Source organism: Ancylobacter mangrovi, assembly GCF_024752335.1.
Taxonomy (GTDB): Bacteria; Pseudomonadota; Alphaproteobacteria; order Rhizobiales; family Xanthobacteraceae; genus Ancylobacter; species Ancylobacter mangrovi.
Genome location: NZ_JANTHY010000014.1, coordinates 19,898 through 46,151, shown reverse-complemented (window position 1 = coordinate 46,151; position 26,254 = coordinate 19,898). Strand labels below are relative to the sequence as shown.

At 66.3% G+C, this 26,254-nt stretch carries 21 protein-coding genes and 1 tRNA gene; 4 read left to right on the top strand and 18 right to left on the bottom strand.

The window, feature by feature from the left end; genetic code table 11:
* Window positions 1–13: 13 nt before the first annotated feature.
* The 16 genes from NVS83_RS23300 to NVS83_RS23225 form a co-directional block, all read right to left on the bottom strand.
* On the bottom strand, window positions 14–1,528 hold the full coding sequence (locus NVS83_RS23300; protein WP_258741696.1) for an NADH-quinone oxidoreductase subunit M: 1,515 nt from the start codon (window positions 1,526–1,528) through the stop codon (window positions 14–16).
* A complete protein-coding gene (gene nuoL, locus NVS83_RS23295; RefSeq protein ID WP_258741694.1) occupies window positions 1,528–3,459 on the bottom strand; it encodes an NADH-quinone oxidoreductase subunit L in 1,932 nt (643 codons plus the stop codon). The genes NVS83_RS23300 and nuoL overlap by 1 nt, the downstream gene beginning before the upstream one ends.
* 10 nt (window positions 3,460–3,469) lie before the next feature.
* Complete coding sequence (nuoK, locus tag NVS83_RS23290; protein ID WP_258734974.1) at window positions 3,470–3,778, bottom strand: NADH-quinone oxidoreductase subunit NuoK; 309 nt, start codon at window positions 3,776–3,778, stop codon at window positions 3,470–3,472.
* A gap of 2 nt (window positions 3,779–3,780) precedes the next feature.
* On the bottom strand, window positions 3,781–4,386 hold the full coding sequence (locus NVS83_RS23285; protein WP_258734975.1) for an NADH-quinone oxidoreductase subunit J: 606 nt from the start codon (window positions 4,384–4,386) through the stop codon (window positions 3,781–3,783).
* A gap of 111 nt (window positions 4,387–4,497) precedes the next feature.
* Window positions 4,498–4,986, bottom strand: a complete 489-nt coding sequence (gene nuoI, locus NVS83_RS23280) for an NADH-quinone oxidoreductase subunit NuoI (protein WP_258734976.1) — start codon at window positions 4,984–4,986, stop codon at window positions 4,498–4,500.
* 10 nt (window positions 4,987–4,996) lie between these two features.
* Complete coding sequence (locus tag NVS83_RS23275; RefSeq protein ID WP_258734977.1) at window positions 4,997–5,260, bottom strand: hypothetical protein; 264 nt, start codon at window positions 5,258–5,260, stop codon at window positions 4,997–4,999.
* A gap of 1 nt (window position 5,261) precedes the next feature.
* Complete coding sequence (gene nuoH, locus NVS83_RS23270; RefSeq protein WP_258734978.1) at window positions 5,262–6,299, bottom strand: NADH-quinone oxidoreductase subunit NuoH; 1,038 nt, start codon at window positions 6,297–6,299, stop codon at window positions 5,262–5,264.
* A gap of 10 nt (window positions 6,300–6,309) precedes the next feature.
* On the bottom strand, window positions 6,310–8,388 hold the full coding sequence (gene nuoG, locus NVS83_RS23265; RefSeq protein ID WP_258741693.1) for an NADH-quinone oxidoreductase subunit NuoG: 2,079 nt from the start codon (window positions 8,386–8,388) through the stop codon (window positions 6,310–6,312).
* A gap of 9 nt (window positions 8,389–8,397) precedes the next feature.
* Window positions 8,398–9,699, bottom strand: coding sequence for an NADH-quinone oxidoreductase subunit NuoF (gene nuoF, locus NVS83_RS23260; protein WP_258734980.1), 1,302 nt, complete (start codon window positions 9,697–9,699; stop codon window positions 8,398–8,400).
* A gap of 10 nt (window positions 9,700–9,709) precedes the next feature.
* Entirely contained in the window at window positions 9,710–10,576 is an 867-nt protein-coding gene (nuoE, locus tag NVS83_RS23255; protein ID WP_258741692.1) for an NADH-quinone oxidoreductase subunit NuoE, read from the bottom strand.
* 38 nt (window positions 10,577–10,614) lie between these two features.
* Window positions 10,615–11,814, bottom strand: a complete 1,200-nt coding sequence (locus NVS83_RS23250) for an NADH-quinone oxidoreductase subunit D (protein ID WP_258741690.1) — start codon at window positions 11,812–11,814, stop codon at window positions 10,615–10,617.
* A 15-nt stretch (window positions 11,815–11,829) separates the two neighbouring features.
* Complete coding sequence (locus NVS83_RS23245) at window positions 11,830–12,444, bottom strand: NADH-quinone oxidoreductase subunit C (protein WP_258734983.1); 615 nt, start codon at window positions 12,442–12,444, stop codon at window positions 11,830–11,832.
* Window positions 12,445–12,479: 35 nt separating this feature from the next.
* Complete coding sequence (locus NVS83_RS23240; RefSeq protein WP_258734984.1) at window positions 12,480–13,058, bottom strand: NuoB/complex I 20 kDa subunit family protein; 579 nt, start codon at window positions 13,056–13,058, stop codon at window positions 12,480–12,482.
* Window positions 13,049–13,414: an NADH-quinone oxidoreductase subunit A gene (locus NVS83_RS23235; RefSeq protein WP_258734985.1), complete on the bottom strand. Its 366-nt coding sequence runs from the start codon at window positions 13,412–13,414 to the stop codon at window positions 13,049–13,051. Before NVS83_RS23235 ends, NVS83_RS23240 begins: the two co-directional genes overlap by 10 nt.
* Before the next feature lie 515 nt (window positions 13,415–13,929).
* Window positions 13,930–14,841, bottom strand: a complete 912-nt coding sequence (locus NVS83_RS23230; protein WP_258741687.1) for an NAD-dependent epimerase/dehydratase family protein — start codon at window positions 14,839–14,841, stop codon at window positions 13,930–13,932.
* 81 nt (window positions 14,842–14,922) lie between these two features.
* On the bottom strand, window positions 14,923–19,773 hold the full coding sequence (locus NVS83_RS23225; protein ID WP_258741684.1) for a rhamnan synthesis F family protein: 4,851 nt from the start codon (window positions 19,771–19,773) through the stop codon (window positions 14,923–14,925).
* Window positions 19,774–20,478: 705 nt separating this feature from the next.
* Between NVS83_RS23225 and NVS83_RS23220 the strand changes: the two genes are divergently transcribed.
* Window positions 20,479–21,459 carry a diguanylate cyclase domain-containing protein gene (locus NVS83_RS23220; RefSeq protein WP_258741683.1) on the top strand — a complete coding sequence of 327 codons (981 nt, stop codon included), beginning with the start codon at window positions 20,479–20,481 and terminating at the stop codon, window positions 21,457–21,459.
* 150 nt (window positions 21,460–21,609) lie between these two features.
* On the top strand, window positions 21,610–21,996 hold the full coding sequence (locus tag NVS83_RS23215) for a DUF4189 domain-containing protein (RefSeq protein ID WP_258741675.1): 387 nt from the start codon (window positions 21,610–21,612) through the stop codon (window positions 21,994–21,996).
* A 117-nt stretch (window positions 21,997–22,113) separates the two neighbouring features.
* Here the strand turns inward: NVS83_RS23215 and NVS83_RS23210 are convergent.
* Both NVS83_RS23210 and NVS83_RS23205 read right to left on the bottom strand, forming a co-directional pair.
* Window positions 22,114–22,190: transfer RNA gene (locus NVS83_RS23210), tRNA-Asp, on the bottom strand.
* A 94-nt stretch (window positions 22,191–22,284) separates the two neighbouring features.
* Window positions 22,285–23,418, bottom strand: a complete 1,134-nt coding sequence (locus NVS83_RS23205; RefSeq protein WP_258741674.1) for an AI-2E family transporter — start codon at window positions 23,416–23,418, stop codon at window positions 22,285–22,287.
* A 206-nt stretch (window positions 23,419–23,624) separates the two neighbouring features.
* Here NVS83_RS23205 and NVS83_RS23200 point away from each other — a divergent pair, with 206 nt between their 5' ends.
* A complete protein-coding gene (locus NVS83_RS23200; protein ID WP_258741673.1) occupies window positions 23,625–25,049 on the top strand; it encodes a mannose-1-phosphate guanylyltransferase/mannose-6-phosphate isomerase in 1,425 nt (474 codons plus the stop codon).
* A gap of 168 nt (window positions 25,050–25,217) precedes the next feature.
* Window positions 25,218–26,228 (top strand): KpsF/GutQ family sugar-phosphate isomerase, encoded by a 1,011-nt coding sequence (locus tag NVS83_RS23195; protein WP_374114630.1) that lies wholly within the window; start codon window positions 25,218–25,220, stop codon window positions 26,226–26,228.
* Window positions 26,229–26,254 lie beyond the last annotated feature (26 nt).

The window sequence follows — 26,254 nt, the reverse complement described above, 5'->3', positions numbered from 1 at the left end:
CTCTCGGTTCGGGTCACGGCAGCATCAGGCTCGCGGCCTTCACGGCGCCGCTCGCCACGTCGGCGCGCGCCATGATGGCGTTCACCGCGACATTGCAGGCGTCGAGAATCGGCTGCGGCCAGATGCCGAACAGGATGGTGAAGAACAGCAGCGGAATCAGGGAGAGCATCTCGCGATGGTTGAGGTCGAGAATGCTCTTGAGGCTCTCCTTCTCCAGCGGCCCGAAGATCACGCGGCGGTAGAGCCACAGCGCGTAGCAGGCGGACAGGATGACGCCGCTGGTGGCGAAGAACGCCACCCAGCTGTTCCGGCCGAAGGTCGCGATCAGGGTCAGGAACTCGCCGATGAAGCCTGAGGTGCCCGGCAGGCCGACATTGGCCATGGTGAACACCATGAACACCGTGGCGTAGATCGGCATGCGGTGCACGAGCCCGCCATAGGCGGCGATCTCGCGGGTGTGCATGCGGTCGTACACCACGCCCACGCACAGGAACAGCGCGCCCGAGACGAAGCCGTGGCTCACCATCTGGAACACCGCGCCCTGGATGCCGGCCTGGGTCAGGGTGAAGATGCCCATCGTCACGTAGCCCATATGGGCGACCGAAGAATAGGCGATCAGCTTCTTGATGTCCTCCTGCATCAGGGCGACCAGCGAGGTGTAGACGATCGCGATCACCGAGAGCGTGAAGACGAAGGGCGCGAAATAGGCCGACGCCTCCGGAAACATGGGCAGGCTGAAGCGCAGGAAGCCGTAGCCGCCCATCTTCAGCAGGATGCCCGCCAGGATCACCGAACCGGCGGTCGGCGCCTCCACATGCGCGTCCGGCAGCCAGGTGTGCACCGGCCACATCGGCATCTTCACTGCGAAGGAGGCGAAGAAGGCCAGCCATAGCCACTTCTGCATGCCGGACGGGAAGTTGAAGTGCAGCAGCGAGACGATGTCGGTGGTGCCGGACTGCCAGTACATGGCCATGATGGCGAGCATCATGAGCACCGAGCCAGCCAGCGTGTAGAGGAAGAACTTGAACGTCGCGTAGATGCGCCGCTTGCCGCCCCAGATGCCGATGATGATGAACATCGGGATCAGGCCGCCTTCGAAGAAGATGTAGAACTGCAACAGGTCCAGCGACGAGAAGGTGCCGATCATCAGCGTCTCGAGCACCAGGAAGCAGATCATGTACTCCTTGACGCGGAGCTGGATCGACTCCCAGCTCGCCAGGATGCACATCGGCATCAGCAGCGTGGTGAGCAGGACGAAGGGCAGCGAGATGCCGTCCACGCCCATGCGGTAAGCTGCGATGTCGCCGATCCAGCTCCGCGTCTCCACGAACTGGAACTCGGTCGCCGACGGGTCGAAGCCGAGCAGCAGAAGCAGCGAGATGACGAAGGTCACCAGCGTCGCCCACAGGGCAACCCAGCGCGCATTGCGCTTGGCGACCTCGTCGTCGCCACGGATCATCAGCACGATGAGAAGCGCGCCGACCAGGGGCAGGAAGGTGACGACGGAGAGAATGGGCCAGTCGTACATCAGTGCGCGCCCCCGAACATGAACCAGGTGATGAGGGCCGCGACGCCCACCAGCATCACGAACGCATAGTGATAGAGATAGCCGGTCTGCAGCCGGATCACGCGGTTGGTGACGTCGACCACGCGGGCCGACACGCCGTTCGGGCCGTAGCCGTCGATGACGCGGATGTCGCCCTGCTTCCAGAGGAAGTTGCCGAGCCACTTCGTGGTGCGCACGAACAGGAAGTCGTAGATCTCGTCGAAGTACCACTTATTCAGCAGGAAGCGGTACAGCACGTCATTCTGCTTCGCGAGCGCCTTCGGCACCGCCGGGTTGGCGATGTACATCCAGTAGGCGGTGAGGAAGCCCAGTGCCATCATCGCCGTCGGCGCCCATTTGGCCCAGCCGGGAATGTGGTGCATCTCCTCGAGGATCTTGTTCTCCGGCCCCATGAAGATCGCTTCGCGGAAGAACTGATCGACGTCGTGCCCCACGAAATACGGGTACAGGATCATGCCGGCAAAGAGCGCGCCCAGCGAAAGCACGCCCAGCGGGATCAGCATGGTTTTCGGGGATTCGTGCACGTGGTCGTAGGTGTGATGATCCGCGCGCGTCTCGCCGTGGAAGGTCATGAACATCTGCCGCCAGGTGTAGAAGGCGGTCAGCGCCGCGGCGGCGACGGTCAGCACCCAGGCATAGGTCGCGAACGGGCTGCTGCTGACGAAGGCGGTCTCGATGATCGCGTCCTTCGAGTAGTAGCCCGCGGTGAAGGGGAAGCCCGTCAGCGCGAGGCCGCCGATCATCATGGTGCCGTAGGTGAACGGGATTTTCCGCCACAGCCCGCCCATGTGCCGCATGTCCTGCTCGTGGTGCATCGCCGTGATGACCGAACCGGCGGCAAGGAACAGCAGCGCCTTGAAGAAGCCGTGCGTCAGCAGGTGGAAGACGCCGACCGAATAGGCCCCCGTGCCGAGCGCGGTGAACATGTAGCCGAGCTGCGAGCAGGTCGAGTAGGCGATGACGCGCTTGATGTCGTTCTGCACGCAGCCGATCGTCGCCGCGAAGAAGGCGGTCGAGGCGCCGACGAACAGCACCACGTTGAGCGCGGTCTGCGACAGTTCGAACAGCGGCGACAGGCGCGCCACCATGAACACGCCGGCTGTGACCATGGTCGCGGCGTGGATGAGCGCCGACACCGGGGTCGGGCCTTCCATCGCGTCCGGCAGCCAGGTGTGCAGGCCGAGCTGGGCCGACTTGCCCATCGCGCCGACGAACAGCAACAGGCAGATGATGGTCGGCGCGTGCCATTCATGGCCGAGGAACAGGATGTTCTTGTCGACCAGCGCGGGCGCGCTGGCGAACACCTGCTCGAACGCGACCGAGCCGGTCATCATGAAGACGGCGAAGATGCCGAGCGCGAAGCCGAAGTCGCCCACGCGGTTGACGATGAACGCCTTCATCGCGGCGGCGCAGGCCGAGGGCTTGTCGTACCAGAAGCCGATCAGCAGGTAGGAGGCGAGGCCCACCCCTTCCCAGCCGAAGAACAGCTGCACCAGGTTGTCGCTGGTCACCAGCGTCAGCATGGCGAAGGTGAACAGCGAGAGATAGGCGAAGAAGCGCGGCCGGCTCGGGTCCTCGTGCATGTACCCCATCGAATAGAGGTGCACGAGCGCCGAGACGGTGGTGACCAGGATCAGCATGACCGCGGTGAGCGAGTCGACCCGGATCGCCCAGGTGACGTCGAGCCCGCCGGTCGACATCCAGGTGAACAGCTCGACCGTGCCGTCCTCGCCCCCGAAGGTGGTGCGGAAGAACACGATCCAGGCGAAGAAGGCGGCGATGAAGAGCAGCGTCGTGGTGACGAGCTCCGACGCGCGCGCGCCGATCATCCGCCCGAACAGTCCCGCGATCAGGAAGCCGAGCAGAGGGAGGAAAACGATGACCTGATACATGAAAGGCCCCTCACCCCTTCATCGTGTTGATGTCCTCGACGGCGATCGAACCGCGATTGCGGTAGAACACCACGAGGATGGCGAGGCCGATGGCGGCCTCGGCGGCGGCCACCGTCAGCACGAACAGAGCGAAGATCTGGCCGGTGATGTTGCCGAGGAAGGCGGAGAAGGCGACGAAGTTGATGTTCACTGCCAGCAGGATCAGCTCAACCGACATCAGGATGACGATGACGTTCTTCCGGTTGAGGAAGATGCCGAGCGTCCCGAGCGTGAACAGGATGGCCGCGACGGTCAGGTAGTGCGGAAGTCCGATTCCCATGGTCACAGCCCCTTGCCCGACGGCACCTTGACGACGTCGATCGCCGCCGCCTTGGTGCGTGCGTTCTGCACCGGGATGCTCTGGCGCTTGACGTTCGTCTTGTGGCGCAGCGTCAGCACGATCGCGCCGATCATCGCCACCAGCAGCACCAGCCCCGCCGCCTGGAAGAAGTAGACGTAGTCGGTGTAGAGCACCCGGCCGATCTGGACCGTGTTCGACACGCCGGCCGCGGCCGGCAGCACCGCCCCGGTCACCCCCTCGCCGAAGGTCCAGGAACCGAACACCAGCACCAGCTCGGCGAGGAAGACGAGGCCGACCAGCGCGCCCACCGGCAGGTACTGCAGGAAGCCCTGGCGCAGCTCGACGAAGTCGACATCGAGCATCATCACCACGAACAGGAACAGCACCGCGACCGCGCCGACATAGACCACCACCAGCAGCATGGCGAGGAACTCGGCGCCGATCAGGATGAAAAGCCCGGCCGCGTTGACGAAGGTCAGGATCAGGAACAGCACGGAATGGACCGGGTTCCGCGACGCGATGACCATGAAGGCCGACGCCACCGCGACGGCGGCGAAGAGATAGAAGAACAGCGCGGCGAGGCTCATGTCCGGCTCCCCCTGACCCGTCCTGCCGCACGGACAGCCCGTCCGCCGGCAGCGCTCGCCTTTACGGCTTCTCTCGTCACGATCTTCACGTCGTCCAATCCCTTGCGTCGCTCAACGGTATGGTGCGTCGAGCACCATGTTCCGTGCGATTTCTCGCTCCCAGCGGTCGCCATTGGCGAGCAGCTTGGCCTTGTCGTAGTAGAGTTCCTCGCGGGTCTCGGTGGCGAACTCGAAGTTCGGCCCCTCGACGATGGCATCGACCGGGCAGGCCTCCTGGCAGAAGCCGCAATAGATGCACTTCACCATGTCGATGTCGTAACGCGTGGTGCGGCGGGTGCCGTCGTTGCGGCGCGGGCCGGCCTCGATGGTGATGGCCTGCGCCGGGCAGATCGCCTCGCAAAGCTTGCACGCGATGCAGCGCTCCTCGCCGTTCGGATAGCGGCGCAGCGCGTGCTCGCCGCGGAAGCGCGGGCTCACCGGCCCCTTCTCGAACGGGTAGTTCAGCGTCGACTTCGGTTTGAAGAAGTAGCGCATCGCCAGGAAGAACGCCGAGACGAACTCGGTGAGCAGCAGCTGGCGGGCCGCCAGGTCCAATCTCATGTCGCTCTCCTTACTCGGCCATGGCCGCGGCGAGGCCGAAGCCCACCAGCGGCATGGAGACGGCGAACACCCGGATCACCGTCTTCCACCAGGAAACCACGCCCTCCAGCTGCTCACGGCTCAGCTTGCGGGCTTCTCGGGAACCGCGGATCGACAATTCCATCATCCGCGGCAGGATGAACCACTCGGCCGCCCCGAGCAGGGCGCCGATCAGCGCCCCCGCCCAGGCCACCGCCGAGGCTTCGAACAGGATCGCAAGCGCACCCTCGCTCATCTCAACCTCCCGCCCCGGGCGCCAGGCCCGAGAAGTGCAGCACGCCCGCGACCAGCACGACCATGAACAGCGAGATCGGCAGGAACACCTTCCAGCCGAGACGCATGAGCTGGTCGTAGCGATAGCGCGGGACCATCGCCTTCACCATGGCGAACATGAAGAAGACCAGCAGAACCTTGAGCAGGAACCAGATCACGCCCGGCACCCAGGTGAAGGGCGCGAAGGGCAGCGGCGGCAGCCAGCCGCCCATGAACAGGATCGCGGTCAGCGCGCACATGGTCATGATCGCCACGTACTCGCCGAGCATGAACATCATGTACGGGGTCGAGCCGTACTCGACCATGAAGCCGGCCACGAGCTCGGATTCCGCCTCGCCAAGGTCGAAGGGCGGGCGGTTCGTCTCGGCCAGCGCCGAGATGAAGAAGATCACGAACATCGGGAACAGCGGCAGCCAGTACCAACCGAGGATGCCGTAGCGGGTGTTCTGCGCCTCGACGATCGCCGACAGATTCAGCGAGCCCGCGCACATCAGCACGGTGACGATGACGAAGCCGATCGACACCTCGTAGGAGACCATCTGCGCCGCCGCGCGCAGCGCCGACAGGAACGGATACTTCGAGTTCGACGCCCAGCCGCCCATGATGACGCCGTACACGCCGAGCGAGGAGATCGCGAAGATGTAGAGCACGCCGACATTGATGTCGGCCACCACCCAGCCGGCGTCGAGCGGCACCACCGCCCAGGCCGCCAGCGCCAGCAGGCAGGTGACGAAGGGCGCGAGCAGGAACACGCCCTTGTTCGACCCGTCCGGGACCACCGGCTCCTTCAGCACGAACTTGATGAGGTCGGCGAAGGACTGGAACAGGCCGAACGGCCCGACCACGTTGGGCCCGCGCCGCATCTGCACCGCCGCCCAGATCTTGCGGTCGGCGAGCAGCACATAGGCCACCACGATCAGCAGCCCGACCAGGAGCGCCAGGCTCTGGGCGAGGATGATGACGACCTGGATGAGAGTGTCGAGCCAGCTTGTGTTGGTCATGCTCTCCCCCTCACTCGGCCGCCGCCGCGAGGCGGCTATGGGCGAGCGCCGAGCACTCGGCCATCACCGCCGAGGCGCGGGCGATCGGGTTGGTGAGATAGAATTCGGTGACGGCGGCGCGGAACGGCGCCCGCTCCGGCGTGCCGCCCAGCCCCGCCAGCGCGACGATCGCCGCCTGGCCGGCCGGCTCGACATGATCAAGCCGGGCAAGGTGCGGGAACGCCGCGTAGAGCCTGGTGCGCAGCTCCGTCAGATTGTCGAACGGCAGGCGCTGGCCGAGCACGTCGGACAGCGCGCGCAGCACCGCCCAGTCCTCGCGCGCCTCGCCCGGCGGGAACGCCGCGCGGTTGGCGAGCTGGGCCCGGCCTTCCGTGTTCACATAGGTGCCGGACTTCTCCGTGTAGGCCGCGCCCGGCAGGATGACGTCGGCGCGGTGAGCACCGCGGTCGCCATGGGTGCCGAGATAGACCACGAAGGCGCCCGGCGCGATGTCGATCTCGTCCGCGCCCAGCGCGAACAGCACGTCGACCCCGCCCGGATTGGTCATGGCGACGGCATCGAGACCGCCCTCGCCCGGCACGGCGCCGACATCGAGCGCGCCGACGCGGGCCGCCGCGGTGTGCAGCACGCCGAAGCCGTCCCAGCCGTCCTTCACCGCGCCGACCGACACGGCGAGCCGGGCCGCAAGCGCGAGGACCGCCGCACCGTCCGGCCGCGACAGGGCGCCCTGCCCGATCAGCACCAGCGGGCGCTGCGCGTTCTTGAGCGTGGTGGCGAAGGTGCCGTCGCCGACCAGGTCGGTCAGCGTATCCGGGCCGGCGCCGAGATAGTCATAGGGATAGGTCAGGTCGACATGCTCGCCGACGAGGCCGATCGGGAAATTGCCGGCCAGCCAGCGCTTGCGGATGCGCGCGTTCAGCACGCTCGCCTCGCGGCGCGGATCTGCGCCGATGATCAGCAGCGCGTCCGCCTGCTCGATGCCGGCGATGGTCGGGTTGAACAGGTAGGAGGCGCGCCCCAGCGCGGGATCGAGCTTGGTCCCGTCCTGGCGGCAGTCGATATTGGCCGAGCCGAGGGCGGTCAGCAGCGACTTGAGCGCGAACGCCTCCTCGACCGAGGCGAGATCTCCCACCAGCCCGCCGATCCGGTTGCCGGGCACGCCCTTCATCTTCGCGGCGATCGCGGCGAAGGCCTCCGGCCAGCTCGCCGGCTTCAGCCGGCCGCCGACGCGCACATAGGGGCGGTCGAGGCGCTGGGTCTTCAGGCCGTCCCAGATGTAGCGGGTCTTGTCGGAGATCCACTCCTCGTTCACGTCCTCGTTTAGGCGCGGCAGCACGCGCATCACCTCGCGCCCGCGGGTGTCGACGCGGATGTTGGAGCCGACCGCGTCCATCACGTCGATGGATTCGGTCTTCACCAGCTCCCACGGACGGGCGTGGAACGCATAGGGGCGCTGGGTCAGCGCGCCGACCGGGCAGAGGTCCGCGACATTGCCCTGCAGTTCCGAGGACATCGCCGCCTCGAGATAGGTGGTGATCTCCATGTCCTCGCCGCGCCCGATGGCGCCGAGCTCGGCCACGCCCGCCACTTCCGTGGTGAAGCGCACGCAGCGCGTGCACTGGATGCAGCGCGTCATGGAGGTCTTGATCAGCGGGCCGATATACTTGTCCTCGACCGCGCGCTTGTTCTCGGCGTAGCGGGAGGTGTCCACGCCATAGGCCATGGCCTGGTCCTGCAGGTCGCACTCGCCGCCCTGGTCGCAGATCGGGCAATCCAGCGGGTGGTTGATGAGCAGGAACTCCATCACCCCCTCGCGCGCCTTCTTCACCATGGGGCTCTTGGTGAGCACCACGGGCGGCTCGCCGTTCGGGCCGGGGCGCAGGTCGCGCACGTTCATGGCGCAGCTCGCCGTCGGCTTGGGCGGACCGCCCTTCACCTCGACCAGGCACATGCGGCAATTGCCCGCGATCGACAGACGCTCGTGGAAGCAGAAGCGCGGAATCTCCGCGCCGGCCGCCTCGCAAGCCTGGAGCAGCGTGTACTCCGGCGGAACATCAAGCTCGATGTCGTCAACGATGATCTTTGCCATGATGCTCTCTCACTCCGCCGCGACCGGAACGGGGTCGGAATGCGGGTTCGCCGAATACTGGTCGATCCGCTTCTCGATCTCCGGCCGGAAATGCCGGATGAGACCCTGGATCGGCCAGGCCGCCGCATCGCCCAGCGCGCAGATGGTGTGCCCTTCGACCTGCGTCGTCACCTGCAGCAGCAGGTCGATCTCGCGCTTCTGCGCGCGGCCCTCGACCATGCGGTCCATCACCCGCCACATCCAGCCCGTGCCCTCGCGGCACGGCGTGCACTGGCCGCAGCTCTCGTGGCGGAAGAAGTAGGAGATGCGGGAGATCGCCTTGATGACGTCGGTGGTCTTGTCCATCACCAGCACGCCGGCGGTGCCGAGGCTGGACTTCACGGCGCGGCAGCCGTCGAAGTCCATGATCAGTTCCTCGCACTGGTCGGCCGGGATGATCGGGCAGGACGCGCCGCCGGGGATGACCGCCAGCAGGTTGTCCCAGCCGCCGCGCACGCCGCCGCCATGCTTCTCGATCAGCTCCTTGAACGGGATGCTCATCGCCTCTTCGACGATGCACGGCGTGTTCACGTGGCCGGAGATGCCGTAGAGCTTGGTGCCGACATTGTTCGGCCGGCCGATGGCCGAGAACCACGCCGCCCCGCGCCGCAGGATGGTCGGCGCGACCGCGATCGACTCGACGTTGTTCACCGTGGTCGGGCAGCCATAAAGGCCCACATTGGCCGGGAACGGCGGCTTCAGGCGCGGCTGGCCCTTCTTGCCTTCCAGGCTCTCCAGCAGCGCCGTCTCCTCGCCGCAGATATAGGCGCCGGCGCCGTGGTGGACGTAGATGTCGAAGTCCCAGCCATGGACGTTGTTCTTGCCGATCAGGCGCGCTTCATAGGCCTGGTCGACCGCCGCCTGCAGGTGCTCGCGCTCGACGATGAACTCGCCGCGCACATAGATGTAGGCGGCGTGCGCGCCCATGGCGAAGCCGGCGACGAGGCAGCCCTCGACCAGATGATGCGGATCGTGCCGCATGATCTCCCGGTCCTTGCAGGTGCCGGGCTCGGATTCGTCCGCGTTGACGACGAGATAGTGCGGGCGCCCGTCCGACTGCTTGGGCATGAACGACCATTTCAGCCCGGTCGGGAAGCCGGCGCCGCCACGCCCGCGCAGGCCCGAAGCTTTCATGTGGTCGATGATCCAGTCGCGGCCGGCGTCGAGAATGGTCTTGGTGCCATCCCAGGAGCCGCGCTTGAGCGCGCCCTGCAGCCCCCAGTCGTGGAAGCCGTAGATATTGGTGAAGATGCGATCCTTGTCGGCAAGCATGGTTCGCTCCTCAATCCGCCTTGGTGCCGGGCGGCGGCGCCACGGGCTTCTTCGGCTTCTCGCTGTCGGCCTCGCCCGCCGCCTCGACCGCCTTGGCCGGCGGGGGCTTGGCGGGGGCCGGGTCGCCCTTGGGCGGCGGCGGAGGCGCCGCGGCGGCGGCCGCTGCCGGCGGGGCGGAAGGAGCCGCCTCCCCGTTCTCGCGCGCCGCGATCGCCTCGCGGGCGAGCGCCAGCCCGGCGCCGGCACCGACCATCGAGCCGTCATAGAGCTCCGGCGAGGTCAGGACGCGCAGCCCGGTGACGGGCTCGCAGGTCTTGCGCCCGTTCTGCGGGCCGGGCGTCGGCTTCTCGCCGCGCTCGAACGCGTCGAGGATCTTCTCCAGATCCTCCGGCGTCAGGTCTTCGTAGACGTCCTTCCACACCTGGATCATCGGCGCGTTGGTGCAGGTGCCCGCGCACTCGACCTCTTCCCAAGAGAAGTCGCCATCCGCGGAGAGGTGGAACGGCTCGGCGTTGATCCGCTTCTTGCAGACCTTCATCAGCTCGCCCGCGCCCATCAGCATGCAGGGCGTGGTGCCGCACACCTGGACATGCGCCTTCCGGCCGACCGGCTGGAGCTGGAACTGGGTATAGAAGGTCGCGATCTCGTAGACGCGGATCGGCGCCATGCCCAGCATGTCGCCCACATAGCGCATGGCCGGCTCGGACACCCAGCCGCCGGCCTGCTCCTGAGCACGCATGAGCAGGGGTATCACCGCGCTGGCCTGCCGGCCGGGCGGATATTTCGCGATGGTCTTCTCGGCCCAGGCAAGATTCTCGTCCGTGAACACAAAGCTCTCGGGCTGAACCTCTTTTGGCGCAAGCCTACGGACAGACATTCCGTACCCTTCCGATCAGACCGCCGGACCCTTCCGGGTCAGCGGTCCACTTCTCCGAACACGATGTCCAGCGATCCGAGGATCGCCGAGACGTCCGCAAGCATGTAGCCGCGGCACAGGAAATCCATTGACTGAAGATGCGCAAAGCCGGGCGCGCGGATCTTGCAGCGATAGGGCTTGTTGGTGCCGTCAGACACCAGGTAGACGCCGAACTCGCCCTTGGGGGCCTCCACCGCCGAGTAGACCTCGCCGGCCGGCACATGGAAGCCTTCCGTGTAGAGCTTGAAGTGATGGATGAGCGCCTCCATCGAGCGCTTCATCTCGCCACGCTTGGGCGGCACGATCTTGTGGTCCACCGCCGAGACGGGGCCCGCTTCCTTCAGCAGGCGCTCGCAGCACTGGCGCATGATGTGCGCGGACTGGCGCATCTCTTCCATGCGGATGCAGTAGCGGTCGTAGTTGTCGCAGTTCTTGCCGATCGGAATGTCGAATTCCATCTCGTCATAGCATTCGTAGGGCTGCGCCTTGCGCAGATCCCACGCCGCGCCCGAGCCGCGCACCATCACGCCGGAGAAACCCCAGGCGAAGGCGTCCTCCAGGCTGACGATGCCGATGTCGACATTGCGCTGCTTGAAGATGCGGTTGTCGGTCAGCAGCCCCTCGAGGTCGTCGCAGACCTTCAGGAAGTGGGGGATGAAATCGAGGATGTCCTCGACCAGCTTGCGCGGCAGGTCCTGGTGCACCCCGCCCGGCCGGAAATAGGCCGCGTGCATGCGCGAGCCGGAGGCGCGCTCATAGAACACCATGAGCTTCTCGCGCTCCTCGAAGCCCCACAGCGGCGGGGTGAGCGCGCCGACGTCCATCGCCTGCGTCGTCACGTTGAGCAGGTGGGAGAGAATGCGCCCGATCTCGGAATACAGCACGCGGATGAGCTGGCCGCGCTTGGGCACCTCGAGGTCGAGCAGGCGCTCGATGGCGAGGCAGAAGGCGTGCTCCTGATTCATCGGCGCGACATAGTCGAGCCGGTCGAAATAGGGCACAGCCTGCGTGTAGGTCTTGGTCTCGATCAGCTTCTCGGTGCCGCGGTGCAGCAGCCCGATATGCGGATCGACACGTTCCACGACCTCGCCGTCCAGCTCCAGCACGAGACGCAAAACGCCATGCGCAGCAGGATGTTGCGGACCGAAGTTGATCTGGAAGTTGCGGACGTTCGGGTCGACCTTGGTGGGTGCGTTCATCGATCTGACCTCACCTCAGCCCGCCTTCGGGCCGCTGGCCTTCTCGTCGCCGGGGAGCACGTATTCGGGCCCCTCCCAGGGCGACAGGAAGTCGAAGTTGCGGAACTCCTGCGCGAGCTTCACCGGCTCGTAGACCACGCGCTTGCGCTCGTCGTCATAGCGGACCTCGACGAAGCCGGTGGTCGGGAAGTCCTTGCGCAGCGGATAGCCGTCGAAGCCGTAGTCAGTCAGCAGGCGGCGCAGCTCCGGATGGCCGGAGAACAGGACGCCGTACATGTCGTAGGCCTCGCGCTCGAACCAGAGCGCGCCGGCGAACACCGGCGTGGCCGAGGGAACGGGCGTCGTCTCGTCGGCCTCGACCCGCACCCGCACCCGCGCATTTAGGGTCGGCGAGAGCAGATGGTAGACCACGTCGAAGCGGCGCTCGCGCTTCGGCCAGTCGACGCCGCAGATGTCGATGAAGCTGACGAAGCGGCAGGACGGGTCGTCGCGCAGGAAGGTCAGGACCTTGATGATGTCGCCGGCGGACGCGACGAGGGTCAGTTCGCCATAGGCGACGATCACCTCCTCGACAGCGTCGGCGAGCGCTTCCTTCACATGTGCGCCCAGCTCTTTCAGCGTCTCGTCCATGTCGTTCCCGTGTCTGCCTTCCGTTGAGGCCGGCGTCAGCGTTCGATGGTGCCCGTGCGGCGGATCTTCTTCTGCAGCAGAAGCACCCCGTAGAGCAGCGCCTCGGCCGTCGGCGGGCAGCCCGGCACGTAGATGTCGACCGGCACGATGCGGTCGCAGCCGCGAACCACCGAGTAGGAATAGTGATAGTAGCCGCCGCCATTGGCGCACGAGCCCATCGAGATGACGTAGCGCGGCTCGGGCATCTGGTCGTAGACCTTGCGCAGCGCCGGGGCCATCTTGTTGGTGAGCGTGCCGGCCACGATCATCACGTCCGACTGGCGCGGGCTCGCGCGCGGGGCGAAGCCGAAGCGCTCCACGTCGTAGCGCGGCATCGACACCTGCATCATCTCGACCGCGCAGCAGGCGAGGCCGAAGGTCATCCACATCAGCGAGCCGGTACGCGCCCAGTTGATGAGCTCGTCCGTAGCGGTGACGAGGAAGCCCTTGTCGGCGAGCTCCGCGTTCACCTCGACGAAGAACGGGTCATTGGCGCCGACCGGCCTGCCGGTCGACGGGTCGATGATCCCCTTGGCCGCCGGAGCAACGAGCGGGCTGTTGGCGGTCAATCCCATTCGAGCGCTCCCTTCTTCCATTCATATACGAAGCCGACGGTCAGCACGCCGAGGAAGATCATCATCGACCAGAAGCCGAAATCGCCGAGATCCCCGAAGGTGATCGCCCACGGGAACAGGAAGGCGACCTCGAGGTCGAAGATGATGAAGAGGATGGACACCAGGTAGAAGCGGACGTCGAACTTCATGCGCGCGTCATCGAACGCATTGAAGCCGCATTCATAGGCCGACATCTTTTCGGGGTCGGGGCGGCTGTAGGCCACCAGGAACGGTGCCACCAGAAGCGCGAGGCCGATGACAGCGGAAACGCCGATGAAGATAACGACGGGCAGGTAATCCTGGAGCAGGCTGCTCATTGACCTTCCTCCTCCCCCGTGAGGCGCGCCACGCGGCACAGCCGCTAGTCGCGAATTATTCAAAGCATGAGGGCAGGCTTATCTCACCGCCCCAAGCGAGGCAAGGGCATCGGTGGGCCTTTCGCGTCTGCGTGGTATACAGAATTCACAGCTTGCTGGCAGTCCCCCCGACATAACGTTGCGGGACCACGGTGCACTGCGGCATCTCATTGTCGCACGTCGCGATTATGACGGCGACCGCCAATTTCCGCATGGCAGACGGCCGGCGAAACCGGCGGTGTGACGGGCATACGAGGCAGGCGCGGGCCGGTATGGGAATGAGGCCAGGCGTCGGACCCCCAGAGGCTCCGCGAGGGCGCGGCGCAGGGGACAATCGGGACGCGAAACCGACCCGCGCGAGGTCGCCCGGAAAGGCCCGGAAGCACCTTTCGTCGAATCGTTCCCCGGCCCGCGCGCCGGACACCGAGATGTGACGTCAGCTCCGGCGGGCGCCCTGCCGCCTTCCGCCGGCCGTCCTATTGCTGGCGGACCCACTCGTAGGTGGCCTGGATTCCCTCCAGCAGCGGCATGCCGCATTCCCACCCGAAATCGGTGCGGGCGCGGCTGACGTCGAGCACCGAATGGGACACGTCGATCACCCGGCCGGGCTTGTAGATGGGCTGGATCGGCTGGCCCGTCACGGCGGCGAGGATCTCGATGATCTGCCGGATGGAGGTGCCCTGCCCGCTTCCAGCATTGTAGGGCCCGACCCTCTCGCTGGCGACGGCGCGCGCGCACAGCTCGGCGAGGTCGGTCACGTGCAGATAGTCGCGCACGACGCTGCCGTCGCCCCAGATCTCGATCGACTGGCCCGCATTCAGGCGTGACAGGAAGGTGGAGATCACCCCCTGCACGCCCGCATGGCCCTGGCGAGGCCCGTAGGGATTGGAGGCCCGGATCACCACCGGCGACATGCCGCGCGTGCGCCGGTACATCTCGAGATAGTGCTCGATCGAGGCCTTCACGATCCCATACGAATTGATCGGCCGAAGCGGGTGCGTCTCCGGGATCGGCACGATGTCGGGAAGGCCGTAGACCGTCCCGCCCGACGACAGGAACAGGATCCGGCTGATTCCGAGCCCGCCCATCGCGTCGAGCAGCGAGAGCGTGCCGATCAGATTGTCCTGCACGTCGGTGGTCGGGCTGAGGTCGGCCGTGCCCGGAAAGGTCGTGCTCACCAGGTGCATCACCGCCTCGACGCCCGCGAGGGCCTCGATCAGCGCCATGCGGTCCCCGAAACTGCCGGTGACGTACTCGACGCCCTCGAGCGGCTGGCGGAAGCGTTCCATCTGCCGGTCGAACACCTTCACCGCATGGCCGTGGGCCAGCAGCCGGTCGACGACATGGGAGCCGATGAAACCGCACCCCCCGATAACAAGCACTTTCATCGTGTGTCTCTTTTCACAGCCAGACTCGTACTGAGCCTCGCTGAGCCCAGGCACGATGCGCGGTTCCGCATCGCCAAAGGGCTACCGTGTCACGCCGCGTATGTTCGTCAGCAGCGTGCCCCACCCTTGCTGCGTCGGTATTACCGAGAACAGGCGCTCAAGCGCGTGCAGCTTGCTTCCGTCTTCCGGAAGGGGTTCGCGCGGGTAATCCTTCCATTGCAGCCCCAAATCGACGAAGGGACGCAAGGCGGCAGTGCGCATCCAGAACATGGTTCCTACGGGAAAGTTGATGGCCTTCGGCAGACGATCATAACCCATTGATCGAGCGATGTGCTCGGCGTGACTCATATTTCGAGTCCAGCCGATGACATGGGGATCGTCCGGATAAATCAGGCCGATTCTTTCGTCCTCATGGGCGCGGTGCAGTATCTGGTCCAGCATATTGCCCCCCAGCTCGCCACCGAGGATATTCTCTAGCAGAAACTGGCTCCACGCTCGCACGAATGCCGAGCTTTTGACGTGTTCGCTCTTCTTGATATGCACGTGGCCGACCATGTCATATCCCTCGACCAACCGGTGGCCGAACTGGGTAAGAAACGGACCGATATCACGCCCCACATTCGGCACCTCTTCGATCGCCACGACCTTCCCTGCGTAACCCTCCAATAGTGCGCGTGCCTTCTCGATCGACTCTGTACTTCCTACACTGACGAAAAGATCAGGCAATGATGCATTGAGCGAGATGCGGTCGACGATCTCGCCCAGCCCATCGGTAAAATAGGCATGAATATGCAATGCGGATCGGAGAGGTGAGGCGGGCACAGCCTTCGCGAGACTTTTACCTCCCTCCAACACCGGCAGCATCCAGGGGCCCGTGGGTCGCCCCTTGCGAAGGAAGTCGGCATAGGGATCGTTCAGGCCCTCATAACCACTGTCCTCTGCGAGAGCATAGATGAACGGATTGAAGCCGGGCTCCGGCTTCCGCGGGCCCCACGCCATCCGTCGGATGTAGTCCTTCACCAACTGGCGGGGAGCACCTGGCGGCTCCATCACCGGACGGAAGAAATCAGCACGAAAGAAGCCTGCCGTCAGTATTTCCTCGGCATCGGCCGCAACATTGTCGATCCTCGCCTTGGCCTTAAGCGCCAGCCCCTCAATTTGCCTGACATAGTGCTTGAAGTCGTATGTCGTGCGCCCGATCTCGGCCGCGACGTCGGAAACCCGCTGGTACAGGCTCTCGGACTCGGCGAGGCGCGACACCTTCTCGGTCATATCGACGGTATCGAGATAGCCCGCGACGCAGGCATCCTGCAGACCTGCGTCCTTCAGGGCTTCAGCTATGCCGGTCGTTCCCTCAAAGCATAAGACGGGAATCCGAGCACAAAGCGCGTCTATGGCAACGTTCGGCAGCGGATCGAGTCGGCTTGTGACGACGAGAACATCCGCCAATTCATAAGCGAGATCGATTTCCGAGGTCGGCGGCAGAATGGTCAACCGATCGCCGATTCCCATGTGCTGCATCTGATCCTGAAGGAAGGCAGAAAAACCCGTGTCACCTTCCGGATCGTACCCTGCCCCTATCCATACGAAGTGAACGTCCTTGGCCAGCGTCTCCCGCGCCGCCATTTGAGCTGCCACCTGTAAAAAGAGATCAACTCCTTTTCTCAGTTCGACCGTCCCTACACCCAGTACGTTGAACCGCGACTCTTGAACGCAATTCGGCCGCATAGCGTTCAAGAGGCGGCTTCGGTCGAGTGCGCGCTCCTCTTCCGTCAATCCGTCGGATGGAATGTGACATTTGCCCTGCGGGATCACATGCTCGTAAGGAGTATAATCGCGCGCGTAATTCAGAGCACTTTCGAGCGTCAAACGTGTCGAAAAGACAGTTTCATCTGCCGAGTGCATGGTCTCGGCGAACGCGGATTTCTTGCCGACATAGGCTGCGAACTCGTGTATCAGCGCGATTGACGCGACACCGATCTTTCTAAGAACGGGCAGTACCGGATGGGACTGGATCGAATTGACGATCGCAAATTCGAAATCGCGATCCGCACAAATTTTCGTCAGTAACGATTCGAAATCAGCTGCATTCGAACTACCCGAATTCGCAACAATAACTTCGGATGACACGGATCGGAAATCATCCAGGATTCCCCCTCCGAGCAGGGATAATATAATTACGTTATACCTTTCGCAAAGATCCTGCGCGAGACTGTAGACGAGGATCGGCGCACCGGAGCGATTAGCCTGGTGACTGACGAGCAGAACGTTCGGCTTCGCGGGATCATGCCCGCGCTTGCCCGCATATTCATTCTTCTGCCCTTCGACTGGGGCGATGGCCCTCACAGCATCCGGGCCGGCCGACATGGCGCGCGCGGGATCGCGGCGCCGGGCGCGGAACTCGAACTTCGCCGCCGCCTTCCTCGAGAACGGGCGCGAGACACGCGACAGCCATTTGTACAGTTTGAACTTCAGCTTGTTCTTGACCAGCTTCCACGGGCGGCGCCTTGCCCGCACCAATTCGCGCTCAAGTTCGGCGACGTACAGCGCGGTCGCGCTCGATTGCGCCGCCGCGTTCTGCAGCTCCTGGCGCAACGTCGCACTCAGGGCGGCGAGGCTCTCGTGGCTTCCGCTCCGCGCAGCTGCGCCTGATCTGCCGCTCTCGACGATCGCGATGCTCTCTTCCGCGATGGCGGGATCGAAGCCGTTGGCGCGCAGCACGCGCTCACGCGCCTCGGCGCTCAATTCCTGCAGCGCCGCCATCTTGATGAAGGGGAACCCCTCGCGGATGAGCTGGCGCCATTCGGCGATCGTGCGATTGGTGGTCTCGCGCGTGGGGAACAGCACCTCGCCCTTCAGTCCGGCCGCCTCGAAGGCATCCAGCGCCTGAATCTCATAGGCCATGATGACCTCGTGCTTGCTCTCCAGCCACCGCACCTCCGAAAGGAAGTCGAGGAGCTTCTCCACCCCGCGGTCCTTGGCCGCCAGGAAGTAGCTCTGGAAGTGATGCTTGAACTCGAAATTGTCGGTCATGCCGATCAGTTGCGCATCTGCGGCGTAGACGCGACTGAGGAGCGCCTTCATCGCTTTCTCGCTGAACGGCCCCAGCAGGCTGTCATTGGCGAGGCACAGCAGGCGCGTGGCGCGCAGGTCCAGCTCGCGCGCCACATGCGCCCAGGCGGCGAAGTCGAACCCGCCATTCTCGCGGATGAAGAGTCCGTCGACCCGGTCCAGCAGCGGGGCGGTGTCGATCTGGTCCTCCGGCTCACTGACGATGATCAGCACTGTGGCGAGGCCGGCGGCCCTCAGCGCGTCGAGATAGACTGTCACATGCGGCTTGATGCGGCCCGCCGGCGCGTGGGTGACGAACAGCACCAGCTCGTCCGTCCGCTGCGGCACCTTGAGCGCCTGGAGCAGCGCCTCCTCGACGTCGCGGGAGAGGTCCATCTGGTTGCGCCGCCGCCGCTCGGCTTGGCCGTGATGGAGATAGTGGAACAGCGGCTCGACCCCGGCGGCCGTGGCGTCCGGATATGTGTGGCGGTACCAGGTGGGATCGAAGTCGGCCGAAGGCCGCAAGCCGGCCTCGGAGCCGAACCTTATGTAGTGCACGAGCGGGTTGAGCAGGCTCGCCGCGGCCTCGGGGTGGCTCGCAACGTACCAGCGGCTCGAGAAGAAGGGATTAGGATCGCGCCCCTCGCGGGCGCCGTAGTCGAGATAGTGGCGGATCGGCCCGCCGCTATAGGCCGCCGCGTCGGGGTTGCGGGCGAGATACCAGTCGGCATCGAACAGGCCCGACGCCGCGACCAGCGCCTCGTCCCCGTTGGGGGCGGCACCTTCCGCCCGCTCGCGGCGGCGCTTCGCCTTCCGGCCCGTAACCCAGTCGAGGAGCAGGCTGCCGCGCTTCTCCAGCCGCGCGACACGCTCGTCCAGCTCGACGATATCGGCCCGCTCCTCGGACAGCTCCCTCTTCGACTGGCTCAGCTCCTGCGCCTGGCTCTGCAGGCCCTGAACCGTCTGGGTCTGCCGCTCTTCAAGCGCGGCATGCATCTTCGCGTTCTCGGCCTGCAGCAGCACCACCTGACCGCGCAGGTCGCCGATGACGGTCTCCGCCCTGTCCAGCCGGGCGACGGCCTGCGCCAGCACGTCTGGCGTCGCCTCGATCGGCACGCTCTCCTGAACCTCGATCTCCGCCGAAAACAGGTCGACGTCATGCGGGAGGTCGTGCCCGTTCGCCGGCAAGCCGGTGCCCGGCTGCGCCTCGGCCGCGGCGGCGCGCGCCTTGGCGGCGGCGGCGGCCGCGTTGCGCTCGGCGATCTCGATCCGCGCCAGGACGAGGCGTGACTGCGCCTCCAGCTCGTTCGGGTCCGGCGCCCGCTCGCGCCGCTCGAACAGGATCGCCCAAGGGCACAGGAACGACCCGTCATAGCCCGCCCTCGGCGCGAACCCTTCCTCGGCGAAGAGCTGCATCCAGTAGAGCGGCGGCTGGACGTTGATATGGGTCTCTTCCTCGAAGTCGACCGGGCTCGAGGAGAAAAGCACCTGCGGCGCGACGCTGCACAGGTTCTTCACCGCCAGCCGCGCATCCTCGGGCGGCATGTGTTCCAGCACCTCGATGCAGGTCACGAGGTCGTAGCTGCCCTCGATCGGGTCGGTGATGGAGGCGCATTCGCAATAGGGCTTCAGCCCGGCCGGCACCTGGCTAATCGCGTAGGTCGAGAAATCGCGGCCGAACGCCTCGATGCCGCGCGCGCGCAGCGCCTCGACCAGGAAGCCGATGGCGCAGCCCGCGTCGAAGACAGTCTTGGGGCTCAGCGTCTCGTCGATCCGCTGCGCGACGTTGCCAAAGAACCGGAGCCAGTGGGGCTCGTCGCGATTGTAGGGAATGCCACAATGCGACAAGAAATAATCCGCACCATAATCCTGCTCAGCCACAACTCTACTGCCCTTGTGGAGGTAAAAAAATCTGCGTCGCACCCGAGGTACTGGTCACGCGGGAAGGCTTCGGCGCCGGCTCCGAACGGTATCCGGCAGCGCGAGGGGGCATGAGGGCGAGGCCGTGCAATATCAAGAGTGTTTCCGAAATCGCAATATATCGATACGTGCATATTACGTGATTCACGGCCCGTCACCCCCGCAACTTTTAAGTGAGCGCCAAGCCGCTGTTCGCGTGCCTGCACCGCCCGTGCGCCGTCACGACCCTCGGAAATAGACGCGTTCGAACGCGGCCAAACAATGACCCCTACCCCCGCTTGGAACGCACTGCACAACCCTGCGTTCCGCAACGGTATTTCGGGGTAGACTGAGGGTCGGCCACGGGGATACCGAGGACCACGGGACACGCCGCTGGCGCCCCGGAAACAGAGATCGGCAACGTTCGCAAACGGAATCGGCCAACGGGACGACCCGATTCGCAATACCCGGCGCCGGGTCGGTCGAGACCGGCAAGCCGGCGCTTCGCCGGAACGAGCGCCGCGACCCGGCGGCCCTCCTCGGATCGCTCGCCGCCGGCGCCGCGCCGAAACTTCCCTGGGCGAAGGTCCCACCGACGCTCCGTGGCGGCTGGACGCCCGCGACCGGCAGGGGATAAGGAATAATTCGAATTCGTTGTATTTCGAGGAGCGAATCTCTCGGACCCCGATGGCCATTCCCGACGCCATATACACCGGCATCCTGACATACATGCAGGGAGGCGTGGTCGTCATAGACCTTCAGGGCACCGTCCGGGCGTTCAACCCCGCGGCCGAGCGCATGCTGGGGCTGCCGGCCCGGTCGACGCTGCGCCAGCCCTTCGCGGCCTACTTCTTCGAGAACCCCGCCAACGACACATTCGCGCAGGCCGTGCTCGACGCGATCTATGATCCGAACACCCAGCACACTCGCGACCTCGCCTTCCACCGCGATGACGGTGTGAGCTGGCTGAACGTCATCACCTCCTTCCTCTGGTCGCCGGCCGATGCCGACGGGCCATCGCGAAAGATTGGGGTGGTGGCGCTGTTCGTCGACATCACCGAACGCAAGAAGGCCGAGGAGAACCTGCAGCGCGTCAACGACCAGCTGGAGCAGCGGGTGCGGGCGCGCACGTCGGACCTCGCGGCCATCAATCGCGAGCTCCAGCACGAGATCGACGAGCGGACCATCGCGCAGCGCCGCCTCGCCTATCTCGCCGAACACGACGCGCTGACCGGGCTGCCCAATCGCCGGCTGCTGGAGCAGCGCCTGACCCGCGCCCTGGTGAGCCTGCCGCACTTCGCGGTCGCCTATCTCGACCTCGACAACTTCAAGATCGTCAACGACGCCTACGGCCACGATGTCGGCGACTGGCTGCTTTCCGCCGTCGCCGGCCGCATCGAGGAATGCCTGGGGCCGGAGGACCTCCCCGCGCGCCTCGGCGGCGACGAGTTCGCGATCTTCCTCAGCGACGCCTCGGCCGCCGAAGCGACCGTGCGCCAGGTCGTCGAGCGATTGAGCCAGCCCTACCAGCGCGCCGACGGCACGACGCTCGACATCGGCGTCAGCGCCGGCATCGCGCTGCACCCCGAGGGTGGGCGCACGGTGCGCGCCCTCATCCAGTCCGCCGACGCCGCCATGTACCGCTCGAAGCGATCGAGCCGGCGCTGACCGGCGCCCTGCATATCGGGCCACGCGAGGCGTTGGCGCCCGCCCGGGAGCGGGAGCGGTTGACGCGGTAAGGTGTTACAGCCCCGACGTTTCCCTGTAGTATTGAATGCCGGGGGTCGTCATTCATCGCTGTTTCTCTGGGGAGATTTCATGACGTTCAAGCTGAAGACCGCGCTCGTCGCTGCCGCCATTCTCGTTGCCGCACCGGCTGCCGCCCAGCAGTCGAACTATGTCGCCGCCGCCTACAGCAAGGATACCGGCAATGTCGGCTTCGCCACCGGCCATTCCGAGGATTCGGTGAAAACCACGGCGCTTTCGGAGTGCCAGACCGGCGGCGCCAGCGACTGCGTCGTCGCCATTGCCGGCCCCGATATGTGCATTTCCCTCGCCCGCGCGACCAATAAGAACCGGCTCGGCCTCGGCGGCGGCGCCACGCGCGCCGACTCGCAGAGCAAGGCGATGAGCGAATGCGCGCAGAACGACGCCCAAGGCTGCAACATCCACGACACCTATTGCGCGCCGGAAACCATCCGGTAGCGGGCGCGCCCGCACAGGTCGCCCGGCGCACGGACAGCCCCGTCACGGTGCCGGGCCGATCGATGTCGCGGATCTTGCGGAAGGGGTGCTGAAGCGGCGCCAAGCCGTTGAAACGACTGGCGGGAGTGACGGGGCTCGAACCCGCGACCTCCGGCGTGACAGGCCGGCGCTCTAACCAACTGAGCTACACCCCCAACGACGGGTCGGTGGCGACCTCGCGTCGAGTGCGGCGGGTGTTAAGGCAGGCACTTACGGGTGTCAAGCGGATGCGTGAGCATCCTCGTCGCTTCACCCAGGAAGGTGTGGACGACGCTTCGCCAGTATGGCGTCCATCAGCGCCATCGCCGTGATCAGCAGCGGCACCGAGAGGAAGGTGCCGACCGGCCCCCACAGCCATGTCCACAGCGCCATGGAAAGGAACACGGCGAACGGGTTGAGCGACACGCGGCGGCCCACGATCATCGGCGTCAGGAACTGCCCCTCTATGCCCGTCAGGGCGAGGAAGGCGGCAGCCGGCAGCAGCCCCTCCACCAGGTCGGGGAAGGTCACGATGCCCGCCATGGCGAGAATCGCCGTCATCGCCGCCGGTCCGAGATAGGGCACGTAGTTGAGCACACAGGCGAGCGCGCCCCACATCGGCGCGTTGGGCAGGCCGAGCGCGAAGGTCATGAGCGCGGTCGCCACGCCGAGCCCGATATTGATCAGCGTCGCCGTCACCAGATACGCGCCGAGCCGCTCCTCGATCTCGCGAAACACCCGCAGCGCCGTCAGACGCGTCGAGCGCGGCGTCATCGCCTGCACCACCCGCCGCTTGATCTGGTTCCGGCCCGCCAGGAAGAAGATCAGCGACCCGACGAACAGGATGAACTCCCCGATCGCCGGCGTGATGAGGCCGACCATGCTCTCCACGAGCTGGGAATCGGCGATCTCGACCTTCATCGGCGGCGAGGCCATCCGGCCCATGGATTCGATCGACTCGGCGAACGAGGACAGCCGGTAGATGAGCGGACGAAACGCGGCGAGGCGCTCCTGCAGGATCCCGCCGATCTCCGGCCCGCGCGCGGTCCAGTCCGCCACCGGCCCGGTCAGCGCCATCACCGCGCCGTACACGCCGGCGACCAGCGCTGCCACGATGATTAGCGTGCCGAGCCAGGTCGGCAGGCCGCGCCGCGCCATGGCCTCGATTGCCGGGCCGATCACGCTGCCGATCATGACCGCCGCCACGATCGGGATCAGCACCGGCCGCGCCACCACCAGCGCGGCGGCGAGCATGACGACCGCGACGGCGATGATCGACACCTGGGTCACGCGCAGCCACAGCCGCTCGTTGCGCTCGCCGGGCGTGGCCGTGGAACGGTGCCCCCCCTGCGCCGCGATCAGGAATGCGCCACCGGAGGCGCCCTCTCCGCCCGCTTCGTCCACCGCCCCGGACCTCATAATCGGTTACCTTCGCTCCACACCAACGTCTCTCGCGCCGCCACGACAAGAACGCGGGGCAGATGCGTCGGTTCCGGAGCGTCGCGCGCGCGGCCGGCCGACGGCGAGCCGGGCGGCTGCGGCGTTGCGCAGCGGCATGGACAATTCGTCCGTTTCGGGCATTCTGCACCCCTTCCAAGGAGATCACGTCCATGTTGAGCCCCGCGCCCGTCGTTCCCGTCATTCTCGCTGGCGGCAGCGGAACGCGGCTGTGGCCGGTATCGCGCGACAGCCTGCCCAAGCAGTTCCAGGCGCTGATCGGCGACCACACGCTCTACCAGGACACGCTGCGGCGGGTGTCGGACCGCACCCTGTTCGCGCCGCCGATCGTGCTGACGCATGAAGACTTCCGATTCTTCGCCCGCCGTCAGGCGAGCGACCTCGGCATGGACGTCACCGTGGCGCTCGAGCCGACGCGGCGCGATTCCGGGCCGGCCCTGCTCGCCGCCGCGATGATCGCCCAGCGCCTTGCCGGCGAGAGCTGCCTGGTGCTCGCCCTCGCCGCCGACCATATCGTCCTCGACGAGCAGCTCTTCGTCGACGCCTGCCGCACCGCCGCGATCGCGGCCAGCGACGGGCGCATCGTCACCTTCGGCATCACCCCGACCGAGCCGAGCACCGCCTATGGCTACATCCGGCCCGGCGGCGAGACCGGGCAGCCGGATGCGCGCGTCGTCGACGCCTTCGTCGAGAAGCCGGACCAGAAGACCGCGACCGGCTACCTCGCCGACGGCTATCTGTGGAACTCGGGCAACTTCCTGTTCCCGGCCGGCCTGCTGATCGAGGAGGCCGAGCGCTTCGAGCCGGAGATCGTCGCCTCGGTGCGCGAGGCGGTCGAGCTGGCGGTGGAGGACCTCGGCTTCATCCGGCTCGACGCCAGGGCCTTCGCCTCCTCGCCGGCCAAGTCCATCGACTACGCCGTGATGGAACGCACCTCGCGCGCCGCGGTGGTCGAGGGGCGCTTCCGCTGGTCCGACATCGGCAGCTGGGACGCGCTGCGCGGCGTCTCGGAGAGCGACGCCTCCGGCAACGTGACGCACGGCCCGGTGACGCTGCTCGATTCCCACAACACCTTCGTCCACTCGGACGGCCCGCTGGTCGCGGCGGTCGGCCTCGACGATGTGTCGGTGGTGGCCACCGAGGACGCCGTGCTGGTGATGCCGGCCCATCGCTCGCAGGACGTGAAGGCGCTGGTCGCCAAGCTGAAGAGCGACGGGCACAACGCCGCCAGCGAGCATCTGAAGGCGCACCGTCCCTGGGGCACCTACCAGACCATCTGCCGCGGCGAGCGCTTCCACGTGAAGAAGATTGTGGTCGAGCCCGGCGGGCGGCTCTCGCTGCAGAAGCACTATCACCGCGCCGAGCACTGGGTGGTCGTGAAGGGCACCGCCGAGGTCACGCTCGACGGCAAGGTGTTCGAGGTGCGCGAGAACGAATCCACCTATCTGCCGCTCGGCGGCGTGCACCGCCTCGCCAATCCCGGCAAGATCCCGCTGGAGCTGATCGAGGTGCAGACCGGCTCCTATCTCGGCGAGGACGACATCGTCCGCATCGAGGACGTCTACAACCGGAGCTGAGCCGCCGCGCGGGCGGCCTCCCGCCCGCTCCGGCGTCCACCGCTTCCGCCGCCCGCCTGATTGCGTCGCGGGCCGAGGACGCTTATTGACGCCCCTCTGCGGCCGTTTTCATCTGCTTCAGGGTGGAATGATTGCGCGTCGGGCGAGCAAGGGAGTATCGCTGTGGGCATGGCTCAGTCGGAGAAATTTCCCGCCACCGAACCGGCCCGCGAGGAGCATCCCATCCGCGTCAGCGTCCGGCACACCCTCGCCGTCGAGGCGCAGGGCCTGGCGGCGCTAAGCGCGGCGGTCGACGGGCCGCTCGGCGCGGCGATCGAGCGGGCCACCCGGCTGATCGAGGCCGCGCGCGGGCGGGTCATCGTCACCGGCATGGGCAAGAGCGGGCATATCGGCCGCAAGCTCGCCGCCACCCTCGCCTCCACCGGCACGCCGGCGCTGTTCCTCCACGCCGCCGAGGCGAGCCATGGCGACCTCGGCATGGTCACGCCGGACGACGTGCTGCTCGCCATCTCCTGGTCCGGCGAGACCGCCGAGCTCGGCGACGTGGTGCACTATGCCGGCCGCTTCGCGGTCCCCCTGCTCGCCATGACCTGCAATGTCGAGAGCACGCTCGGCCGTGCGGCGGACGTGGTGCTGGAGCTGCCGAAGGTCGAGGAGGCGTGCCCCAACGGCCTCGCCCCCACCACCTCCACGCTGATGCAGCTCGCGCTCGGCGACGCGCTGGCGCTGGCGCTGCTGGAGCGGCGCGGCTTCTCGGCCTCGGACTTCCGCGTCTTCCACCCCGGCGGCAAGCTCGGCGCGCGCCTGCTCAAGGTCGCCGACCTGATGCACGAGGCCGACAGCCTGCCGCTGGTGGCGATCGGCACCCCGATGAGCGAGGCGCTGATCGAGATCACCGGCAAGCGCTTCGGCTGCTGCGGCGTCACCGATGCCCGCGGCCAGCTCGTCGGCATCATCACCGACGGCGACCTGCGCCGCCATATGAGCTCGGACCTGCTGCCCCGCCCGGTGGAGCAGGTGATGACCAACTCGCCGCTCGTCATCGCGCCGGCCGACCTCGCCAGCTCCGCGCTCGGCCAGATGAGCCGGCTCCAGATCACGGTGCTGTTCGTGGTCAGCGCCGGCGAGCCCGTCGGCATCCTCCACATTCACGACCTGCTGCGCGCCGGCGTCATCTGACCCCGCCCGCCTTCATCGAGGTACCC